18 protein-coding genes and 1 pseudogene are annotated in these 21,512 nt (G+C 33.1%); 13 read left to right on the top strand and 6 right to left on the bottom strand.

Translation table 11 applies throughout. The features are described from left to right. Positions 1 to 35: 35 nt before the first annotated feature. From MK119_RS03550 to MK119_RS03540, 3 genes are all read left to right on the top strand, one after another. A complete protein-coding gene (locus MK119_RS03550; protein ID WP_290670960.1) occupies positions 36 to 1,427 on the top strand; it encodes an MATE family efflux transporter in 1,392 nt (463 codons plus the stop codon). Then, positions 1,414 to 1,641 (top strand): hypothetical protein, encoded by a 228-nt coding sequence (locus MK119_RS03545; RefSeq protein ID WP_290670958.1) that lies wholly within the window; start codon positions 1,414 to 1,416, stop codon positions 1,639 to 1,641. The genes MK119_RS03550 and MK119_RS03545 overlap by 14 nt, the downstream gene beginning before the upstream one ends. Before the next feature lie 101 nt (positions 1,642 to 1,742). Continuing rightward, positions 1,743 to 2,312, top strand: a complete 570-nt coding sequence (locus MK119_RS03540; protein ID WP_290670956.1) for a phosphatase PAP2 family protein — start codon at positions 1,743 to 1,745, stop codon at positions 2,310 to 2,312. Between the two features lie 449 nt (positions 2,313 to 2,761). On the opposite strand, the gene meaB is transcribed toward MK119_RS03540, so the two are convergent. After that, on the bottom strand, positions 2,762 to 3,847 hold the full coding sequence (meaB, locus tag MK119_RS03535) for a methylmalonyl Co-A mutase-associated GTPase MeaB (RefSeq protein ID WP_290670953.1): 1,086 nt from the start codon (positions 3,845 to 3,847) through the stop codon (positions 2,762 to 2,764). 329 nt (positions 3,848 to 4,176) lie between these two features. Between meaB and MK119_RS03530 the strand changes: the two genes are divergently transcribed. Genes MK119_RS03530 through MK119_RS03515 form a run of 4 tightly spaced genes read left to right on the top strand, consistent with a single transcriptional unit; the run spans position 4,177 to position 7,545 of the window. Continuing rightward, positions 4,177 to 4,671, top strand: coding sequence for a sigma-70 family RNA polymerase sigma factor (locus MK119_RS03530; protein ID WP_290670951.1), 495 nt, complete (start codon positions 4,177 to 4,179; stop codon positions 4,669 to 4,671). Then, positions 4,668 to 5,189, top strand: coding sequence for a hypothetical protein (locus MK119_RS03525; RefSeq protein ID WP_290670949.1), 522 nt, complete (start codon positions 4,668 to 4,670; stop codon positions 5,187 to 5,189). The genes MK119_RS03530 and MK119_RS03525 overlap by 4 nt, the downstream gene beginning before the upstream one ends. Beyond that, on the top strand, positions 5,170 to 6,333 hold the full coding sequence (locus MK119_RS03520; RefSeq protein ID WP_290670947.1) for a hypothetical protein: 1,164 nt from the start codon (positions 5,170 to 5,172) through the stop codon (positions 6,331 to 6,333). The genes MK119_RS03525 and MK119_RS03520 overlap by 20 nt, the downstream gene beginning before the upstream one ends. Positions 6,334 to 6,348: 15 nt before the next feature. Then, a complete protein-coding gene (locus MK119_RS03515) occupies positions 6,349 to 7,545 on the top strand; it encodes a redoxin domain-containing protein (protein WP_290670945.1) in 1,197 nt (398 codons plus the stop codon). A 139-nt stretch (positions 7,546 to 7,684) separates the two neighbouring features. Here the strand turns inward: MK119_RS03515 and MK119_RS03510 are convergent, their stop codons facing one another. Then, the gene (locus MK119_RS03510) at positions 7,685 to 10,960 is read right to left on the bottom strand and encodes a VIT domain-containing protein (RefSeq protein ID WP_290670943.1); all 3,276 of its coding nucleotides are present in this window, start codon (positions 10,958 to 10,960) and stop codon (positions 7,685 to 7,687) included. 168 nt (positions 10,961 to 11,128) lie between these two features. Then, positions 11,129 to 12,001 carry an alpha/beta hydrolase gene (locus tag MK119_RS03505; RefSeq protein ID WP_290670941.1) on the bottom strand — a complete coding sequence of 291 codons (873 nt, stop codon included), beginning with the start codon at positions 11,999 to 12,001 and terminating at the stop codon, positions 11,129 to 11,131. A 544-nt stretch (positions 12,002 to 12,545) separates the two neighbouring features. Between MK119_RS03505 and MK119_RS03500 the strand changes: the two genes are divergently transcribed. The 4 genes from MK119_RS03500 to MK119_RS03485 all read left to right on the top strand — a co-directional run bounded on the left by MK119_RS03500 (position 12,546) and on the right by MK119_RS03485 (position 16,253). Then, positions 12,546 to 13,169: an L-threonylcarbamoyladenylate synthase gene (locus MK119_RS03500; protein WP_290670939.1), complete on the top strand. Its 624-nt coding sequence runs from the start codon at positions 12,546 to 12,548 to the stop codon at positions 13,167 to 13,169. An 18-nt stretch (positions 13,170 to 13,187) separates the two neighbouring features. Then, positions 13,188 to 14,231: an endolytic transglycosylase MltG gene (mltG, locus tag MK119_RS03495; RefSeq protein WP_290670938.1), complete on the top strand. Its 1,044-nt coding sequence runs from the start codon at positions 13,188 to 13,190 to the stop codon at positions 14,229 to 14,231. Continuing rightward, a complete protein-coding gene (locus MK119_RS03490; RefSeq protein ID WP_290670936.1) occupies positions 14,231 to 15,688 on the top strand; it encodes an FAD-binding oxidoreductase in 1,458 nt (485 codons plus the stop codon). Before mltG ends, MK119_RS03490 begins: the two co-directional genes overlap by 1 nt. A gap of 376 nt (positions 15,689 to 16,064) precedes the next feature. Beyond that, positions 16,065 to 16,253, top strand: coding sequence for a hypothetical protein (locus MK119_RS03485; RefSeq protein ID WP_290670934.1), 189 nt, complete (start codon positions 16,065 to 16,067; stop codon positions 16,251 to 16,253). A 468-nt stretch (positions 16,254 to 16,721) separates the two neighbouring features. Here MK119_RS03485 and MK119_RS03480 read toward each other — a convergent pair. Next, positions 16,722 to 17,581 (bottom strand): annotated as a pseudogene (locus MK119_RS03480) (OmpA family protein). Between the two features lie 293 nt (positions 17,582 to 17,874). Here MK119_RS03480 and MK119_RS03475 point away from each other — a divergent pair. Continuing rightward, positions 17,875 to 18,006, top strand: a complete 132-nt coding sequence (locus MK119_RS03475) for a hypothetical protein (RefSeq protein ID WP_290670932.1) — start codon at positions 17,875 to 17,877, stop codon at positions 18,004 to 18,006. A 136-nt stretch (positions 18,007 to 18,142) separates the two neighbouring features. Here MK119_RS03475 and MK119_RS03470 read toward each other — a convergent pair whose 3' ends face one another. After that, positions 18,143 to 18,703, bottom strand: a complete 561-nt coding sequence (locus MK119_RS03470) for a hypothetical protein (RefSeq protein ID WP_290670931.1) — start codon at positions 18,701 to 18,703, stop codon at positions 18,143 to 18,145. A gap of 273 nt (positions 18,704 to 18,976) precedes the next feature. Next, the gene (locus MK119_RS03465) at positions 18,977 to 19,978 is read right to left on the bottom strand and encodes a glycosyltransferase family 2 protein (RefSeq protein ID WP_290670929.1); all 1,002 of its coding nucleotides are present in this window, start codon (positions 19,976 to 19,978) and stop codon (positions 18,977 to 18,979) included. A 233-nt stretch (positions 19,979 to 20,211) separates the two neighbouring features. On the opposite strand from MK119_RS03465, the gene MK119_RS03460 reads away from it, so the two are divergent. After that, positions 20,212 to 21,492, top strand: a complete 1,281-nt coding sequence (locus MK119_RS03460; RefSeq protein WP_290670927.1) for an acetyl-CoA hydrolase/transferase C-terminal domain-containing protein — start codon at positions 20,212 to 20,214, stop codon at positions 21,490 to 21,492. Positions 21,493 to 21,512 lie beyond the last annotated feature (20 nt).

Raw genomic sequence — 21,512 nt, 5'->3', positions numbered from 1 at the left:
AAGTGGACTATATTTGCCTCGTTAAAAACATAGCAGTGATCTTACAAAATTACACTAAAGAATTTCGATATAATCTAAAGATAGCATCACCTATTATTTTAGGAATGCTAGGGCATACTTTTGTGGCTTTTGTAGACAATGCTATGGTTGGACAATTAGGTCCTGCAGAATTGGCTGCCGTATCACTTGGAAACAGTTTTTTATTCATTGCCATGTCACTTGGTATTGGATTTTCTACAGCAATTACAACTTTGGTTGCTGAAGCTGATGCCATGGGTGATACATTGAAAGTAAAAAGTGCCCTAAAACATGGTTTGATACTTTGTACAGGTATTGGAATTGCTGTTTTTTTAGGAGTTATGCTGGCCAAACCGCTTATGTATGAAATGGAACAACCTGATGAAGTAGTTGCGTTAGCAATGCCATACTTAAACTTGGTAGCAGCTTCGTTGATTCCGTTGATCATGTTTCAGGCATTCAAACAATTTGCAGATGGTTTATCGCAAACAAAATATTCCATGTGGGCAACACTCTTGGCGAATGTGGTGAATGTTGTAATTAATTATTTTCTGATTTTTGGGATCTGGATTTTTCCGAAATGGGGTATTATTGGTGCTGCTATAGGAACGTTGGCTTCTCGTGTGGTTATGCTAGTATTTATTTGGCTGCTATTGCGCTACAAACAGAAATTTAAAAGTTATGTAACCAATTTTAATTTTAGAGAGATTCAAAAATCAGTGCTTAAAAAGATTATTTCTTTAGGGTTTCCATCCTCGTTACAAATGTTATTTGAAGTAGCCATCTTTACAGCAGCTATTTGGTTGTCTGGTACTTTAGGAAAGAATCCACAAGCAGCCAATCAAATTGCATTGAATTTATCATCGATGACCTTTATGGTTGCTATGGGATTAAGTGTTGCAGCTACGGTTAGAGTAGGAAATCAGAAGGGTTTGAAACGTTTTTCGGAATTACGCCGTATTGCCCTTTCATTATTTTTACTCGTATTGATCATTGACATCATTTTTGTCATCATGTTTATGGTGTTCAACAATTGGTTTCCAACCTTATATGTAGATGAATTAGATGCTGCAAATTTTGTTGACAATCAAGAAGTAATCATGATTGCAGCCAAACTTTTATTGGTTTCAGCTTTTTTCCAACTTTCTGATGGAATACAAGTCGTTGGTTTAGGCGTATTACGCGGTTTACAAGATGTAAAAATTCCAACATTGATTACATTTATTGCCTATTGGGTTATCGGTTTTCCAATATCGTATTACCTTGGATTGTACACCGAATACAAAAGTATAGGCATCTGGATTGGACTCTTGGCAGGATTGACGACTTCTGCAATATTATTGTATATTAGATTTAATTATTTATCAAAAAAACTTATTAATAAGCAAACAACTCATGGAGCTTCCTAAATTTTTATTGGGCGATAATACAGATTATCCCAATGCAATTTTTATTGTACATACCGAATTTCCAAGATTCATCATCAACCTAGAAAATGATGAAGTAGAATGGTTGGAAGAATTCGCAAAAGAGGATGAGAAAGAATTGGCTTCAGAAGCGGAGAACTTATTCCAAGCAGCAAACGATTTTTACGATCGTGAACTAGAACGTTACGAAGACTAAACTCGATAATTGAGATTTAAAATTGGCGAACGTATGTTAATAGATAACACTGAATTTCTTTTGAATACTTTCTAAACGACCGCAAATTAATAGTATCTATTATGATTGATCAATTAATACAATTTGATAAAGAAGTATTTCTATTTCTCAACGGACTCGGAACGCCTACGTGGGACGGTTTCTGGATGTTTATCACAAATAAATATTACGCCATTCCGTTGTATGCTTTTTTGTTGATTCTAATCCTAAAAACAAATAAGAAGAAAGAAATTATTTTTACGTTGATATTGGTCGCTTTGTTGATTACGATTACTGATCAAACAGCAAATTTATTTAAAAAGACACTCTTTTTGCGTCAACGACCATGCTATACACCCGATTTAGTAGATCATCTGCGTTTAGTTAAAGATTCTTGTGGTGGCGCGTTTGGATATTTCTCTGGACATGCTTCTAATGCAATGGCGTTGGCTGTTTTTATTGGGTTGGTATTGCGTAAACATTTCAAGTACATTTTTCCATTCTTACTAGTTTGGGCAGCATTTGTAGGTTATAGCAGAATTTATATTGGAGTGCACTTTCCGGGAGATGTGCTAACAGGTGCTATTGTAGGCGTCATTTATGGAACTTTGATATACAAACTTAGGCAGTTTTTGATTCAGAAATATGCCTAAACCTCTTTCGTTTTTTAATGTTAAAGATGTAATACAACTTATATATAATTGGTCATTTTTAGTAATATTATGGTATTATCAAATTAAAATTTTCAAAGCATAAAAAAACAAAAAGTTACCTACTGAAACTAACAAAAAAATTATAGAGTAGACAGAGTGTTGCGGGCGATTGTTCTATGGATTGTTCATTTAATAGAGATTGTTAGCATAACAAACCATATTGAATTAAGTTATGTGCATTTAAAAGCGGACGCTAGTTCGCTTTTTTGTACAGTTTATGCCATAAATTATTATTGTTTTATCTTTAAATTATGTTTAAAACGCTAATAATCATTTCAGTAATTCTTTTAGGTTACTTAATTTTTAGGCTACCAGATATTTTTCCAAATACATTTACGCATCATAACCCATATGATGACGATTCTGATTTTCCAGATGATGACACTTTTTCATGAATTTAATAATGCTAACAACTGTTGTGCGGCATTAAATGGAGAAATACTACTATTTTCAGTAGCGTTTAAATATCCGTCTAAAACATTTTTTATTTTCTCGTTGGTGTAAAAGTTATGTTTTAAGCGTTCTTCGATAGTTTGCAATAGCCAAAAACGGTTTTGTTGTTTTCTGTGATTTTCAAAATGACCATTTTTTTTAGTGCTTTCACGGAATTCTTGAATCATTTGCCAAACGTCATCAATACCGTTTTGTTTTAACGCTGAAGCTGTCACTACTTTTGGTTTCCATTCAGAAGCTTTTTGTGGATACAAGTGTAATGCACGTTTAAATTCCGTTCGTGCCATTTGTGCACGTTTAATGTTATCGCCATCTGCTTTATTAATTACGATAGCATCTGCCATTTCAATAATTCCGCGTTTAATTCCTTGTAATTCGTCTCCAGCACCAGCCAATTTTAATAACAAAAAGAAATCTACCATACTATGTACAGCGGTTTCACTTTGCCCAACACCAACCGTTTCAATAATAATAGTATCAAAGCCACAAGCTTCACACAAAATAATAGTTTCACGAGTTTTTCGAGCTACACCACCAAGCGAATCACCAGAAGCAGAGGGACGAATGAAAGCGTTTTCATCTTTAACCAAATCTTCCATGCGGGTTTTATCTCCCAAAATACTTCCGCTAGAAATAGAACTACTCGGATCTACTGCTAAGACAGCTACTTTTTTGCCCAAACCTGTCAAATGCTTTCCGAACGCTTCTATAAATGTACTTTTTCCCACACCGGGGACACCTGTAATTCCCATACGAATAGAATTATTGGCATGTGGTAAACACTTTTCAATAATTTCCGTTGCTTTCGCCAGGTGTTTGGTGCTTTTACTTTCTATTAACGTAATGGCACGACTCAACGCGACTTTATCTTGATTCAAAATGCCTGTAACCAATTCATCCACAGAAGGTTGTTTTCTTCTGTTTTTTTTGATGGAAGCTACCGATGATTTACTGATATAATCAGGTTGCTCAATACCATCCTTTTCGTGTAGAGCAGATGTATGTTTGGGTTTTGAATTCAAGAAATAGTAATGTTTTTAAACGTTAAAACGAAATTACGATATATTTTTTTATAAATTCAGAATTGAGAAACGTCTTTGCGAAAGTTTTTTAAAAACTTATGGCAATCTATAGCTTTAGAAAGATGAGTTTTGATCAGAAACATATTGCTTTGTTATATATTCTTCGAAATGATGTTATAAAGCGATCTATTAGCTAAATTTAAAAAATCTAAAAAAATGAAACGCTTCAAAAATAGTGTCGTCTTTAGTATAGAACACAAATTAAAATAATGAACCAACAGCATTTAGGAATCTTAAAAAAATGTAAGCAAGGCAATCGGAAATCACAGATGAAACTTTATGATTTGTATGCGGATGCCATGTATAGTATTACGTGTCGCTACATCTCAAATAGGGAAGATGCTAAAGATGTCATGCAAGAAGCATTCTTAAAAGCATTTACACGATTAGCGCAATACAAAGGAGAAGTTGCCTTTGGAGCGTGGTTAAAGCGAATTGTCATCAATCAATGTATTGATACACTCAAAAAAAGGTCGTTGGTTTATGAAGAAATGAACGATCAAACAATGGTGATTATAGAGGATGAAACTTCTTGGGAAATAGATATTAATGTCACGAAGCAAGAAATTATTCACGCCATTGAAAGTTTACCAATCAAATATAAATATGTGTTGCAATTGTATCTAATAGAAGGCTACGATCATCAGGAAATATCAGAAATATTAGAAATTCCTGTACGAACATCACGCACACAATTGATGCGCGGAAAAACAAAATTGAAGAAAACGATACATGATCTTTTTAAACATAAAATATCATTATGAACAATATTAAAGACATTTTAAACGAAAACGATGCTCCTTTGGAGACACCAAAATTACCGAAAGGACATCGCGCTGAATTTTTAGAAAAATTATCAGCAACAGAAACGATTTCCACTACAAATAAACCTTTTAACTATTGGCGTGCTATTGCTGCAGCATGTGTATTGCTGATGGGAATTGGAGCTTTTATATATACCAATTCGGGCGGAGAAGAAACAGCGCAATCTTCACTATTTGCAGAAATGAAATCAATAGAAGATAAGTATCTTCAAGATATTGCTTCCGAATGGAAGTCGTTTCAGCTCACAGCAAACGATAGTTATTTAGTAGACAAGTACGAAGAACGCTTGAAAAATTTAGATGAATCGTATCAAGAATTGAAAGAAGTGTTTTTGGTAGAAAAAAATAGCTTGACGACGCTGGAAAAAATGATTAAGAATTTGCAAATGCGTTTGACACTTTTGCAAGAAATTCAACAACATTTAAAACGATTAAAAGATGAACAAAAAAATATATAAAACCTTCATTTTGTTTTTAATAGGTTCGTTTGGACTTATAGCTCAATCTGAGAAAAAGTATCAAAAAACTTTTTCAGTTGACAAAAATACCCAGTTGCTATTTCAAACTCAAAACATTGATGTAACGTTTAAAACATGGAATAAAAATGAAGTAAAAGTTGACTTTACAGTCGATTTTCAAAACTATTCTAAAGAAGAAATCAAGAAAATTTCTGAAGCTATTATCATATCAGCTCAAATGGAAACCTCAATGGGAAATAGGAATACATTGCAAATTCGAAATGCTTCTGCTACCTCTATTGGAAAACTTTCGTATCATTTAACGGCTGGTGAAATCCATGTAGAAAATCTTTCATGGATAAAAGATCAACTTAATAAATACAAATCTGTAGCTGACATTCATAACGAAATTGATACAAGCATTAGAGGCTTCCATGATTTAGATGGTTATATAGTATTTGAAGATGGGAAAGTACCTTTAAAAGACATAGGAAAGAGTACTCGGAAGGAAATTAAAAGTATTCAGTCTAAATATGAAATTTTTGTTCCTGCATATATGGCTATTGAGTTGGCAGCTGATAATGCGAATGTAAAATTTGACGGTAATTTTTACAATGTCATACGTGGAAGTTTTCAAGAAAGTGATTTATCTGCCGATGTGTTGAATAATAATGGGAATAGTATTCAGTTTATGAATGGAAACGTAAGAATCAAGAAAATAAAAGGAGGAAACTTTTCTTTTCGAAATGTTAGAGTCGGATTGTTTGGTACCATTGAGAATGCAACACTGCAAACAGAGTTTTCAAAAATAAATATTGGTGAACTTACTAAAAATGTGCAGCTTAAAGATTTTAAAAGCAAGTTTTTCTTTTACAATTTGCACAATGATTTTGAATCTATTTCAATGTTGTGTGAATATTCAGATATTAAAATGTATATAGATCAAGATCAAAAATATTACATGGAAGCTGTAGGACACAATGCAGTCCTAAAAGATGGAGAAACAAAAATCATTATGCAACCCAATAAAGAAGGTAAACGATTTAAGATGTTTACACGCGGAAAGGATAACGAAGCATATCGAAAAAACACGTTTAAACTCGATCTAATTCACGGTTTTGTAACCTTATTCTACAACAAATAATAATCTAAAATACAAATGAAAAAAATAGTAATATGGTTGATGCTTTTTGCATTGACAAGTATCACGTATGCGCAAACTAAACTAGAGATAGGAGATAAAGTATCTAGTGTGAAAATTTCTAATTTGTTAAATAGCAAAGATTCAGAAACTTCTTTGAAAAGTTTGAACGGTAAAATTGTTATTCTTGATTTTTGGGCAACTTGGTGTGGTCCTTGTATTCCTGCCATGAAAAATTTAATAAAATTACAGGACGAATTTTCAAATGATATTCAAGTCATTGGAATTTCGGAAGACAAACCTGAGCGTTTGCAACGATTCATAGCAAATACGCCTTCCAAAGTTTGGTTTGGACTTCAAACAGAAGCATTAAAAAGTTTGTTTCCGTATCGCATATTATCGCATGCAATTATCATTGATGCCAAAGGGAAAATTGTAGCAATCACGGCTACGGATAATATTACCAGAGAAATCATTCAACAAGTAAAATCGGGCAAATCAATTTCGTTGCCACACAAACAAGAAAATACCACATTTGATTATGAAGCTGATCCATTTCCTGTAAAAGATGTACATGCGCAACGTGTATTGATTAAAGGAGGATTTGAAGGCGTTTCGTCTTATTCAAGAGGTTATTTAAATGATAAAGTTTTTAACGGAAGAAGAATCTCCATCATCAATCAGACTATACCTAGTATGTATAGAAACTTATATCAAAAGTCTTATAACAGAACTGTTTTTGAGATTGATGAAGCTACGTACAGTTATAAAAATCCTAAAAACAAATACTGTTTGGATGTTATCACAAAAAAAGCTGATAATTCCATGTATGCTATTGGAATTGAAAAATTAGCAGAAACATTTTCGGTAAAGGCAAAACTTTCAACACAAACGATTCCTGTGTATGTATTAAGTGTTATGGACAGATCGAAATTAAAAAACCTAAAATCCAAAGCTTCAAAGCGAAGTCTAGAATTTAGAGGATATGAATTTCATGCTAAAAAGATTCAAATGAAAGATTTTGCAGATTATATAGAAAACGAAGCGCCAGTTCCTGTGGTTGATGAAACAAACTATTTTGGATTATTGGATATCGATTTTGTCTTTTATCCACAGAAAAAAGGATCGTTCAAAGAGGAATTGGCAAAGATAGGTTTGCAACTCAAAAAAGCAGAACGCGAAGTTGAATTGTTAGTGATTTATGAAGATAAATAGCTTTTACGAATAGAAAAACGCCAGATTGCATAATACTCAACCTGGCGTTTTTTTTATTTTAAAAGTTAAATGTTGATTTGAAAACTATTTTTATTAGCCAACAGCCAACAGCCAACAGCCAACAGCCAACCGACAAAAACTAAAACGTCATCTTTGCAACAATGATATTATCTTTTGATCTCGTTAATCGAATAATTTTGACTTCTTTGATTTGTTTTAATGTTCCGTAATACGCATACATAGTAACTTTCATAAACGTAGGATTTTCAATTTTTTGGTAGCGATCACCGTAATAATTCACTTTTATATAATAATCTCCTTTGATGGCATTTACTAAAGTAAACTCTTCAGGACCAAATCCTTGTGTCATATCTTTGGAAATGCTTCCACCAATTTTGGTTGTGGTATGCTTATACGAACATTCTTCACGATTTGGATCAATAACGTGCAAATCAATATCGGTATCATTATGATTCCAATCGACCACAATACGCACATCAAAGGTTTCAGGTTCAAACACGATAGAACTTTGTTTACTCGTGTCAATATAGCCTTTATACTTTTCTAGTAAATAGTTCATTTCATTCATAATCACTCCATTCAAACCTGCAAAATTGCGTCTATGCGTTTGTTCGTAAATCTTTCCAGAAAGAATATCATTCAAAATATTGAATGCTTCTTGACAATCACCTACATTTTCATACGCCAGCGCTAAGTCACGATACGATTGTACATCTTCTGTTCGCAATTCCAACACGCGTTTAAAAATGAACAACGCCAGTTTATGCTGATTTGTAGCTTGTAATTGATACCCATACACTTTTAACAATTCATAATTATCAAAATCAGTTTCAGCTATATTAGATAAAATTTGATTCGATACTTTTACAGCTTTTAATTCATCTTTAAAAAAGTTGGAAACATCTACATAATATGCTGGTGTGCCTTCATACTGAGCACGCTGTAACAAGTAAAAATCATAAGCTTCTGCAACTGTTTTAAATTGGCGTAATTCTACAATATATGGTGCTTTTGAACGAAGATCAGCTACTTGTAATGTTCCTTTATATTGGTATGGAATTACTGGAGTTTTTGGGCGTGTTTCAGTAACTATTGGAGTTGTTACAGTGGTATTAGTTGTATTTTGAACAGCATTTCCATTAGCGCCAACTCTAAAAACGATAGGTAATGTATATCGAACATTTACATTTCTTCCTCGTTGTCTGCCTGGAAGCATTCTAGGAAACAAACCTATCACACGACGCACTTCTTCTTCAATACGTTCATGAGGTGCTCTTACTCTGATATCTTCAACGATTCCATCTTGATTCACCGTAAACAATGCATAGGCGCGTTGTCTTCCTTCAGACAAACCTAATTGGTTGGCAATACTGACATTAAAATTTTCTGAAACAAGTTCTTGTATTTTTTGTGACATGCATTTTTTACGTTCGGAAGTTCTTTGGAGGCTTTCACAACCTGGAAATACAGGTGCTTCTTCAATAATGTTAAACGGAATTTCGTCAATTTCTTCTTCAGCGTCTTCAGCTTCTTCGATTTCTATTTCCTCAACAACTTCTACATCTTCTACAGGCATGATTTCAGATTCGTTACTTATGTCATCTCTGATCTGCATTGGTGTATTCGAAAGTTCATTGCCTCTAACACTTCGAATATTGCTCGTTTCCATAACTTGCTCAGTAATCACCATTTCTTCTTCATCCGTTTGCTCTTGCCTTACATCAATAAATATTTCTTTTTTACCTTTATCGCGTTCCATCTCTGCCAATAATCGATTGTATTCTTCTAGCAGTTCTGCTGGCGGTTCAATTTTATAACGCACATAATCACTTACATTTTCTAAGACAATAAGCGATGTATAATCGGTTACCAAACTATATTTTGTAGCAAGTTGTATAATCTCTTTTTTATTTGCTTTAGAATTTTGTTGAAGAAACGCCAATCGTTTTTGTGCCCACATACGAGGAACATTCGTAGCCGCTTTTTGTGCTTCTTTTAAATTGAGCGTAATGCTTTCTGTAATTTCAGAATCGTATCCGAAATACAAAACGACATCTTCATAATTATTTAAATTTTTCCCAGTGATAGAAAATGTATTGTCAATATTTACAGAAGCTCTAGGGTAAATGTCAATATTTTTTACATACGATTTATATCCTAAAAATTGATACTGTTGATGCTTTAAATGATCAAAAGCTTCTTGGGCAGATTTTACAGTCAAATTAATATATACACCTTTTGAAGATTCCGCCATTTGTTTCAATGCTGGATGATTTGACTTTTTATTGCTATTCACAACAATCAAAGGTGTTTCTGCATAATATTTAGCATTGCTCAAGGATTGAATTCCATCAGAAAACAACAATACTAAATCGTCATTTTCTGTTTTTGTATTGAGCATATCATACATTGTTCCACCATCGTATGTCGTATTTTTGAGTTCGTTTCGCAATGCATTCCAATCCCTGTTTTTAATGGTAAACCTTTTCTCTGTAATCAATTTATTACTAAATGATTTAAAGTGTACATTGATGTTTTTTACGTATGAAAAATAGCTGTCCAATAATTCAATTTCTTTCGCAATATCACGATCTTTCATAGAAAGCGAAGCATCCCAAAGTAATGTGATGTTTTTTGCTTTTTTTCGTAATCTTTTCTGTGGATTTAAAATCAAGTGTGAGTAAAAATAATCGTCAGAAACTACCAATTTTTTTGTATTCACTTGTGTTGGAATCTTAATCAGTAGACTATTATTTGGGACATATTTATACTTTTCAAGTTGTGTTCGGTAATTTCGTTTCCAATTTTTAAAATTCAATCCAGAGACTTTTCCTTTTTCAATAACAGGTGCATCATCCTGTTCAAAAACAGTAATGTCTAAAGAAAACTTCTTAAGCTGGTTTTTAAAATTCAGTGGCAAATCAAAATAATAACCACTTTTTTTATATAATAATTTTTGTTCATACGCGAGTACAACGCGTTTGTAACCTCTGGCAGGAATCGGGTAGATACGTGCTTTATAATTGTTTCCTGTGCCTTTTTCAAGCAATGCAGGATCAACTCTTCTACGTACTACTTCTTCAAAAGCAATTCTTCCAAGTTCTTTATCAACGACGACAGCTTCTCGGAGTTTACCATTTACATCTAGCGCAAAGCGAGATATATTAAAATTTTCTCCAAGTGGAAATGACAATTCACCTTCCAACACTTGATTTTTTGGGTTGTAATACAACATATCAAAGGTTGTAATGGCTTTATTGCCTACAATTTCTACGGAAATGTCTAAGGAATTGAGACCTATTTGTGAGTTGCCAACTTTTAATATTGGCGCATTTTGTGCGGTACTGATTGCGGCAACTAACAGTATCCACACAAATGAGATAATTGTTTTCATAAAATCGGTTTTTGAGACTAAAGTTTGGAGTCTACACAATCAACTTTCATACCACTTTAAGAAAACTTTAAGAATTCCATAGTATATAATAATTACATGCTTACAGATTTATAAGATAAAATAGAAGTAGTACAAATGTAAAATTGGATATCATACCAAACACCCAAATCAATGATGCTCTTCCACAAAAGTAGAAAGCTTATTCCAAGTATCAATTGCGTTTTGTCCGTCCCAACCGTGACCTTCTTCAGGATAAAAAGTAAATTCATGCGATACACCAAGTTGCGTTAAACGATCGCTCAAACTACTTCCTTGCGAATTTGGGATCAAAGGGTCTTGTCCGCCATAGAATAAAACTGTCGGAGGTGCTGTATTCGTTACTCTGTGAAGAGGACTGTAGGTTTCTAAAAACTGTGTTGATAATTCATTACCAAATATTGCAAATGCTGCTTGTACAGCAGGATTGGTACTATTTAGATATGCATCATCCGATAAATTTGTTGGTCCTACAATACTAGCGACCATATTTACATCGCCTTGCGTGTCATACGCATAACTCCATAAAAGTGATAAATGTCCTCCAGCACTTGTGCCTATAAAGGCATAATCTTTAGAAATAATATATTCTTCATTTCGGACTTTCAAATCATTGATAATACTTGTAATGTCGTCTAATTGCATTGGAAACGGCGGATTGTTTTGATCTGCCAAGCGATAATTAATGTTCACAATAGCATATTGAGGTAAGTTTGCCTGAATTAACTCTACATAATCATTCATATCTGACTTATCACCGGCAACCCAAGAACCACCATGCACTAAAACAATCACTTTGGTATTTAATGTCCTATTTTGTGGTAAATATAAATCATACTTCTGGTCTTCATCAGAACCATACGAAACATCAAGTGAAGTAACGGCTACAATTGTAGAAGGATCATTTGGAGAAGGAGTTATATTCAACTCTGAATCCTCAGAATTACACGAATAACTCAATAAAATAAACAGACTTAAAATACCAATGTAGAGCGACTTTTTCATGAACCAAATTTTAATGCAATAGCATAACGCAATATCTTAAAAAAAAGTATACACAAATCTTAATTTTGACTTAAAATTAAAGCTAGGTGAGTGATTTAAAATCAACAGTTTATGTAATATTATTTAAGCAAAAAAACTGCTGGTGTTACGTAGATATGACAACCAGCGGTTTTATAATTTTAATATGGCCAGTAATATGGTTGCCCGTTAAAATGTCCTCATAACCTAGGACAATGAGGTAGACCGCATGGCTATCCTTGTGTATTTTCAGTACATGCGTTTGAAATTAGAAGTCTTACTCTATGTGCTTTTTTTGCTATTCCTTATCTAATAAAGAAACACCCTTAAGATTTAAAATTGTTTTTAACATGATATAAAGTTTTGGTTTGTAAAAAAGTTAAAAAAATAAAACGGAAAGCATTTACGATTCTATCTTAATTAACATACTTAGAGTTTTTTATGGTGAAAAAATAGAGATTCAAAATGTACTAGGTATTATTGTCAAAAATCAATTACTTTTGTAAGACTAAATTTTATGTATTGTATGGCAGAATTTATCAAACTATATAACGAAAATCCGAATCCGAGGGAAATAAAAAAAGTCGTAGACATTCTTCGCAATGGCGGCTTAGTAATTTATCCAACGGATACCGTATATGGTTTGGGTTGTGACATTACCAATACCCGTGCGTTGGAACGTGTAGCTAAAATAAAAGGAGTAAAGCTAGAAAAGGCAAAGTTCTCCTTTATCTGTAATGATTTGAGCCACATTAGCGATTATATTCGTCAGATTGATACACCAACGTATAAAATTCTAAAAAAGGCATTACCAGGTCCGTATACATTTATTTTAGCGGGAAACAACAATCTTCCAAAAGTATTTAAAAAGAAAAAAACAGTCGGAATTCGTGTGCCAGATAATAATATCATACGCACTTTGGTACAAGAATTGGGGAATCCTATTGTATCTACTTCTATTCGTGATGACGATGATATTATAGAGTATACAACTGATCCAGAATTGATTTTAGAAAAATGGGACAATCTTGTAGATGCTGTAATTGATGGCGGTTATGGAGATAATGTAGCCTCTACTATTATTGATTTATCTGGGTATGAACCAGAAATTATTCGGGAAGGAAAAGGAGATATTGATATCATTCTTTAAAATAGATTTTACACATTTATGAAGAAATTTAAACTCATAGGACTTATACTGCTTCTTGCTGTTATTGCAGTTGGAATTTATGTATATCCAAAAGCTTCTATGTATTTCTACGGAAAAAAAATAGCTAGTATTCAAAAAGAAACAGCATTTTATGTACCAACAGGAGCAACGTTTGATGAAGTTTTAGATGGCTTGAAAACTAAAGGCATCATAGAAAATACAGAAAAGTTTCAAGAATATGCAGTGCTCCGAAATCTGAAAGAAGGCACCTTGGAAGCTGGAAAATATGTATTCCCAAAAAATGTAGCCTACAGTAAAATTGTAGAAGATTTGCGTCAGGGAAATGTTGAAAAGGAAGCAAAAGTAACCTTCAATAACGCACGTACGAAAGTTGAATTAGCTGAAAAAATTGCGGCTACTGTAGAATTATCAGCGGATGATATATTAAAACTCATTTTAGACGAAAAATTTACAAGTAAATACGGTTTTACACCAACAACTATCAATACCATGTTTATTCCAAATACGTATAATGTATATTGGGATATTTCTGCGGAAGATTTAATTGCAAAACTAGCTAAAGAATACAAACGTTTTTGGACACCTGAACGAAAAGCAAAAGCAAAAGCATTAAAGATGTCACAAACCGAAGTCTCTACGTTGGCTTCTATTGTTGTGTGTGAAACGATTAAAATGGACGAAGCTCCCAAAATTGCTGGAGTATATGTAAACAGATTGAGAAGAGGAATTCCATTGGATGCTGACCCAACGTTGGTGTGGGTTTTGGGCGATTTTACCATCAAAAGAGAGTTGAACAAGCATAAAGAATTAGAATCTCCATATAATACTTACAAAAACAGAGGTTTGCCGCCAGGGCCTATCTATATTCCTTCGGTACAATATATTGATGCTGTGTTGAATTATGAAAAGCACGATTATATCTTTTTCTGTGCGAAAGAAGACTTTTCAGGATATTCGAACTTTGCGAAAACGAATCGTCAGCATGAAATCAATGCACGTAAATACCACAGAGCCTTAAACGAACGTAAAATATTCCGCTAATGGCAAATTACAATAGAAGAGACTTTGCAAAATTGGTGGTTTTGGGCGGAATCGGTTATACGGTTTTTGCTTGTGCAGATGATCCTAAAAAGGATGCTTCTACCGCAACGAAAGAAGAAGAGAAAGTAACTCCAAAAATCCCGGAATTGCTTCCTGAAAATATAAAACTCTATCAAAAAGCAGATGCAGAATATCAAGATCTAGCTGACCGATTCAACAAACGTTTTCAACAATCGCCAACATATATAGCACAATGCTTTACAACACAAGGTGTAGCAGATGCAGTAGAATTTGCCAATTATAAAGACCTAAAAGTAGTCGTAAAAAGTGGAGGACATAGCTTTGAAGGATTTTCAAGTACCAACGACGGTTTGGTAGTAGATGTTTCTGCCATGAAAAAAATGGAGTGGAGGCCAGATCACAGTTTGTCGGTAGAAACAGGCTGTATTTTAAAAGAAATTTATAACGAAATGTTACCAAAACAACGTATTTTGCCATCAGGATCTTGTGCTACGGTTGGAATTGCAGGTCTAACTCTTGGCGGTGGTTATGGTTTTTTTAGCCGTAAATATGGTTTAACATGCGATAGTTTACAAGCGATTACAATCGTTGATGGACAAGGAAACATTCGTCACGAAAGTGGCAATTCAGCGATATTAAAAGCCTGTAAAGGTGGTGGAAATGGTAATTTTGGAATTGTTACTAAAATGAAGTTTAGAACCTATCAAGCACCGAGTTTCTTTCAAGCCTATCGTTGCAAAGCCTATAAATTAGATACTGCCAGAGCTAAAAACTTACTTGAAACTTGGTTCCGTTACACAAGAAGTCTTCCGAATACGGCGTTTTCCGCTTTTGTATTAAACGGAAAAACCTTGACAATTCTCATCACCAATTATTCGAACGATAACAAAGGTGTGATGGATATGTATAATGCACTCAAAGAAGTTTCAGATAAAGCCACCATTGGAAGCAAACGACCGTTACCAAAAGCTTTAAAAACATTTTACGGTGTACAACATCCAATCTATTTTAAAAACGCATGTGCAGGATTGTATAAAGATTTTGCTGAAATTGAAGGTTGCATTGATGATGTCATTTCCAAAGTAATTTCTTCCAGAGGATTAATTTATCAAGTGAATACGCTTGGTGGAAATATCAATTCCGCGGCTTCTGAGAAACGTTCGGTATATCCGCATAGAAGCTATCCGTATTTATCAGAATTACAATCATACTGGGATAAACCATCGCAAGAAGTGAGTAGATTAGTGGCGTTTAAAGAAGTGCAAGATCGTTTCTATAAACAAGGAATTCGTGCGCATTATCGCAATTATCCGGATATTAATTTCAAAGATTATGAAACGGCGTATTATGGAAAATACCTTCCAGAATTGAAAGCCATCAAAAAACAACTAGATCCAGACAATCGTATTCAGCATCCGCAGAGTATTTCTTTGTAGACTTCTTAGATTTTTAGATGATAAGACTTACTTAGCGCTGAGGTAATGGGGCAAGCCTACTTTTGTTAATTTTCCTTTTTGTGTCAAAAATCACTAATAAAATATTCGTTAATCCTAACACACTATTATCCCTTGTGGTTCGATACCTATCATTTTGTTTAGTACACAAGTATCTGCTTGGAAATAATAGGTTTTGTAGTTTTTGCTTTTAAAATAATTCCTTAAACTACTGTCCTAATTTCGGGGGAATAATCAAAAAACAGTAAAAAGTAAAGTAGCTAATTGCTGTTTTTCTTTTTTGAAAGTGATGTTTTCATTTCTTATATATACGATGCGGCAGTAATAAAGCAGCAAAAAACAGTATTTGATAGCAATAATGAAAGTAATACAAGAACCAACTATGCTGGAAATTACATTTACAAGAAATCAAATGCAGACACAGCATGACACCATGGTGAGAATACTGTCCCGAGAAAAAGGAAAACCAAAATTGACAGATCAAGAAAAAGAGGCTGTAAACTTCGAAAATCAATTACAAGAGCTTCAACTAGAAATGACATCTTAAAAAGGTGATCAGTATCTTCTCCTTAAGCGACAGGATAAATACCAATTTATAAAATGTCATACATTCAAGTTTCTGGTAGAGAAGATTTGTAAAGTCGCAGGAGTAAGTATAAGTTGTTATTATGACTGGATGCAATCAAGATTATTCAAACGTTGGTAAGAAGATGAAATTATCAACATTCTTATTAGTTATATTTTCAGTGCAATTCACCAGAACTATTGACCTATTGGAATTAAAGCTGAATTAAAAATTTGATATAATAGAAAAAGAAGACATTTACATCTTGGGCTTGTGTTTACATGGGAATTTGAACTTAATAAGGAACAACAAAATTAGCAGCTTATTAATCTTATCTTTTTGTCTAGTTTTTTGTTGTAAGTCCAAGTTTACTATGTATCAATGAAGCCAAGAAAAAAAGGGTTCAACACCATGTTGAACCCTTTTTTAAATTAGTTGCCTAAAACTATATTATTTTTCTTCCGCAGAAAGGTTTTTCATTTCTTTTTCTATCATTTCGTAGAACTGATCAATCTTTGGCAATACCACAATACGTGTACGTCTGTTGGTAGCTCTATTTTCAGCAGTATCATTTTCTACCAATGGGACATAATGACTTCTTCCTGCCGCGATTAACTGTCCGGGGTTTACACCTAATTCTTGCAGTACACGGATAATAGATGTAGAACGTTTTACACTTAAATCCCAGTTGTCAATCAACACACCTTTTTTGTACGGTACATTATCAGTATGACCTTCTACCATACATTCAAAATCAGGCTTGCTGTTTACTACTTTTGCTACTTTTCCTAGTACTTCTTTTGCTCTTGTAGTCACGTTATAACTTCCGCTCTTGAATAACAATTTATCAGCAATGGAAATAAATACAACTCCTTTTTCTACGTTGATTTCAATATCCGGATCACCAATTCCTACAGCTTTCTTCAAACTAGATACTACCGCTAAGGTAACACTGTCTTTTTTGTTGAGTGCATCTTGCAAACGAGTAATCTTCAAGTCTTTCTCCTTCATGCTCTCTAATGACTTTTCAAGATTTTCTGCACCTTTGGTACTTAAAACAGTGATTTCTTTAGTGCTTTGAATTAAATCTTCATTGGTTTTTTTCAAATCTGAAATACGATCTTCCAAAGCATCAGCTTTAGCAGTAACAGAGGCTTTTTCTTCTAAACAAGCATTTAATTTACAGTTGCGGAATTTAATAAATCTTTCGTCTCTTTGTGTCTAGCTTCTAAATCAGCAAATTCTTTTTTAGAAACACATGAGGATAATACAATGGAAGCTGTCGCTGCCAATAAGAGGATCTTCTTCATAAATCTTGTATTTTATATATAATTAAAACGGTTTTTTCAAAACTTTAACCAAAAGTATTAAAAATGATATGGAATTTACAAGGATTAACAAACTTTTAAAGATATGAATCCTCGTTTTTTTAACATTTCAAAAACAACTCCTTTTTATTGAAAATATTGTATTTGTTTTCAATTTTTCAAGTAATTTTCTTTGGAGTATTGATTCTTCAAATTGATAAATTTGAGTTGTCGCTTCTATTTTTATCCATAAAATACGATTACATTAAAAAACGAATCAAATCAATTTAAACTTTTTGAAAAAAAATCTTAAAACATTAGACCTTAACAAAAAGTCTATTTCGAAACTACAAGGCAATGTAGATGCTGTGAAAGGTGGATCTTGGGTAACACTTTGTGACTGTCCAGTATCTGTAGGACCACTTTGATGCGGAGCAACAAGTGTGTTTGTAAGATGTGCAGCTTGCTTGTCCAACAATACCTGAATAAATTTAAAATACTGTCTAAAAAGTGCAGTAGAAGTGACATAAACGCGCTACATAACTTTTTAAGTTTTACATAGCATTATAAAACCTTTTTCAGTTTCCATTTCTCAGCGCCAAGTTTGATTAATTTACTTTTTCTAAATCGATATTTTAATTGAAAATTTACATTGTCAAGCTGTACCCAATTTCCTTTAGAAAGTGTGCTATCTCTATCTTCTACATGTGTGATTTTTTTTGATGTTAAGATCAGTGTATCATTAGCATTCTCCCAAATACCTTCACAAAATTCTAGAGCGTTCTTTTTTTGAATTGTAAGTGTAAATGTTCTTTCGTGAGTCATTGTCAATTCAATTTTAGAACGATTTTCACCTTTTCCTTTGAATGTACCATAAAAAAGATGTGTGGTATAATCTGGACTTTTAATTTCCAATAATTGATACATTGTTGAATTGAAAATTTCAATAAATTCTTCATCGTAATGATTATCATTACATCCATAGCAGAAATTCAGACAAGTTATTTTTATAGTGTTTAAATAAATTGTTTCGATCTTATTTTCTTCGCGACAACCTTTATAACCACCAGTTTCACCGAGCAAAATATATTTTCCTTCTGCATGTAAAGCGGAGACTAGTTTCATAATTTTTTCTTTCATCCAATCAATTTCTTTTGGAGAAAATTTTGCAAAATGTTTTAATCAATGATGAAGTCTAGTATTTATAATTGAATTGAAAGCTATTCTTGAAATACGAATTTCAGGATTGTAAATAGTATCGTTTTCAAGACTTTTAGGAACATAATTGAAAAGCTTATTATATTCGTCTAAAATGACTTTAGAAGTTGGTTCTTGTGCACTCAGCAGTGAACTAAAGAGTAATAATATAAAAAAGCTTGTCTTTTGTAATGAATACATTTATTCTAAATCAGAATATTGCTTTTTCCCTTTGATAAAGTAGGAATACACAATAGATTTCTGATCAAAATACTTTTTTTGCTGAACCTTTTCACGTTTTTTAACGATCTTTAACAAACGTCCATAAAAGTGAAAATGTGCTTTGAGAATGGCGAAGAAATGATTGAACTTGAATTTGACTAAAAATTGAATTCCAGCAATGCCATCCAAAACTAAGCGTAAAAATATAACAGGAATTAATTTTCCTTTGGGAAGATTCTTCACCAGCAAAGACAATGAATTTCTAAAATTCAAATAGGTTTTTCGCGGATTTGTACTGTCCAAAGTTGCGCCACCAACATGATATACAACACTTTCTCCTATATACTTGGCTTTGTATCCTTTGTTATACGCACGCCAACATAAATCAATTTCTTCTTGATGTGCAAAGAAATCTTCGTCCAAACCATTTAGAACTGAAAAAACTTCTTTTCTAATAAACATGCATGCTCCAGAAGCCCAAAAGATTTCTTTGGTATCGTTGTATTGTCCATTGTCTTCTTCTAAAGTATGAAAAATGCGTCCACGGCAGTATGGATACCCGTATTTGTCAATAAATCCGCCCGCAGCGCCAGCATATTCAAAATGTGTTTTCTGTTTAAAATCTAAAATCTTTGGTTGAATAATCGCAGTTTCAGGATTTGCTTCAAATTCTGCTAGGATAGGAGCAAGCCAATTTTCGGTAACTTCAATATCAGAATTTAACAAACAAAAAATTTCTTCTTCTACAAATGGCAATGCATCATTATATCCTTTGGCATAACCACCATTTTCAGCATTTTGAATGATTTTCACGGTTGGATAATTTTCCTTTACATAGTCAATGGAATCATCTGCGGAAGCGTTATCAGCCACATATATAGAAGCATTATTGGAATATGACACTACTTTGGGTAAAAACTGTGCTAACAATTCTTTTCCATTCCAATTTAATATAACAATAGCAATTTTAGTTGGCTTCAAAAGTGATTCCCGTTTTAAGAATTAAGAGATTTCAAAAGTAGTACATTTTTATTCAATAATTAGTTTTTATAAAAATCAAATAAAAATACGGAAACATGCTTAATGTCATTTTTTGCTACAAATACACACGGTAATTTTGCCCTAAAATTTATTAATTAACTTTAAAAATATCAATAAAATATTATTTAGAATGATTTTAAATAGTTAAATTTGAAACATCAAAAAAATATAAAATGAAAGCATATACGACAACAGCAGAAGAAGCTGTTAAAGTAATCAAATCAGGAGACCGAGTTTTTATTCATACAGCCGCAGCGGCGCCACAATCTTTAATACAAGCGATGACAAATCGCCATCATGAATTGAGAAATGTAGAAATAGTTTCAGCACATACAGAAGGAGAAGTTCCGTATGCAGCAGAGATGTTTTCAGATAATTTTACAATCAATTGCTTTTTTGTAGGGCATAATATTAGACCTTATGTACAAAATGGACGAGCGCATTATATTCCAATTTTCTTAAGTGAAATACCAGCATTATTTAGAAGTGGACAAATGCCAATAGATATAGCTTTGGTAACTGTTTCTCCACCAAATGAAAAAGGATTTTGCTCTTTAGGTTGTTCGGTTGATATTTCGAATGCAGCTATTGACACTGCTAAATATGTTATTGCAGAAATTAATCCTAACATGCCATTTGTTCATGGAAATGGAATCATACATTTGAGTCAAATTCATGCCTGCGTAGAAGTAGATAGACCATTGCAAGAAATGAATATTAAACCAATTACGGAGACCGAAGATAAAATAGGAAGACATATAGCAAATCTAGTCGATGATGGTGCTACACTACAAATGGGAATCGGAGGAATACCAGATGCAGCACTGTCTCACTTAACCAATCATAAAAACTTAGGAATTCATACAGAAATGTGTTCTGACGGAATTATTGATTTGGTAAAAAAAGGTGTGATCAACGGAAGCAAAAAAGTAACAGAACCAGGCAAAATAGTTTCGGGATTTGCTTTTGGTACAAAACGTATTTACGATTTTATCAATCAAAATCCCATTGTCAATATGATGGATGTTGGTTATGTAAATGATACAAGAACTATTAGGCAAAACCCAAAAGTAACTGCGATTAATAGTGCTATCGAAATTGATTTATACGGTCAAGTTTGTGCAGATTCTATTGGAACAAAACATTATTCAGGAGTAGGAGGACAGATGGATTTTATTCGTGGAGCAACACTTTCTGAAGGCGGAAAAGCCATTTTAGCATTGCCATCAAGAACCAACAAAGGAATTCCTAGAATTGTGCCTACATTAAAGGAAGGCGCTTCTGTGGTAACTACAAGGGCACACGTTCAATATATTGTAACAGAGTATGGTATAGCTTCTTTGTATGCTAAAAACTTAAAAGAACGCGCAAAAGAAATGGTGAAAATTGCGCATCCAGAGGATCACGAATTTTTGTGTAAAAAGGTATATGAAAATGCGAAAGTTTTAATCTAATAATCACTAAAACATTTATT

The sequence above is a fragment of the Kordia sp. genome (genome assembly GCF_022447245.1).
Lineage (GTDB): Bacteria > Bacteroidota > Bacteroidia > Flavobacteriales > Flavobacteriaceae > Kordia.
The sequence above is the reverse complement of the archived record's forward strand: the minus strand, read 5'-3'. Positions and strand labels throughout refer to the sequence as shown.

Bases quoted from the DNA above. Each gene is read 5' to 3' on its own strand.
- MK119_RS03525 (WP_290670949.1), top strand. From the start codon at position 4,668: ATGAACAATATTAAAGACATTTTAAACGAAAACGATGCTCCTTTGGAG.
- MK119_RS03515 (WP_290670945.1), top strand. From the start codon at position 6,349: ATGAAAAAAATAGTAATATGGTTGATGCTTTTTGCATTGACAAGTATC.
- MK119_RS03520 (WP_290670947.1), top strand. From the start codon at position 5,170: ATGAACAAAAAAATATATAAAACCTTCATTTTGTTTTTAATAGGTTCG.
- MK119_RS03540 (WP_290670956.1), top strand. From the start codon at position 1,743: ATGATTGATCAATTAATACAATTTGATAAAGAAGTATTTCTATTTCTC.
- MK119_RS03485 (WP_290670934.1), top strand. From the start codon at position 16,065: ATGAAAGTAATACAAGAACCAACTATGCTGGAAATTACATTTACAAGA.
- MK119_RS03530 (WP_290670951.1), top strand. From the start codon at position 4,177: ATGAAACTTTATGATTTGTATGCGGATGCCATGTATAGTATTACGTGT.
- MK119_RS03460 (WP_290670927.1), top strand. From the start codon at position 20,212: ATGAAAGCATATACGACAACAGCAGAAGAAGCTGTTAAAGTAATCAAA.
- mltG (WP_290670938.1), top strand. From the start codon at position 13,188: ATGAAGAAATTTAAACTCATAGGACTTATACTGCTTCTTGCTGTTATT.
- MK119_RS03490 (WP_290670936.1), top strand. From the start codon at position 14,231: ATGGCAAATTACAATAGAAGAGACTTTGCAAAATTGGTGGTTTTGGGC.
- MK119_RS03545 (WP_290670958.1), top strand. From the start codon at position 1,414: ATGGAGCTTCCTAAATTTTTATTGGGCGATAATACAGATTATCCCAAT.
- MK119_RS03505 (WP_290670941.1), bottom strand. From the start codon at position 12,001: ATGAAAAAGTCGCTCTACATTGGTATTTTAAGTCTGTTTATTTTATTG.
- MK119_RS03470 (WP_290670931.1), bottom strand. From the start codon at position 18,703: ATGAAACTAGTCTCCGCTTTACATGCAGAAGGAAAATATATTTTGCTC.
- MK119_RS03510 (WP_290670943.1), bottom strand. From the start codon at position 10,960: ATGAAAACAATTATCTCATTTGTGTGGATACTGTTAGTTGCCGCAATC.
- MK119_RS03500 (WP_290670939.1), top strand. From the start codon at position 12,546: ATGGCAGAATTTATCAAACTATATAACGAAAATCCGAATCCGAGGGAA.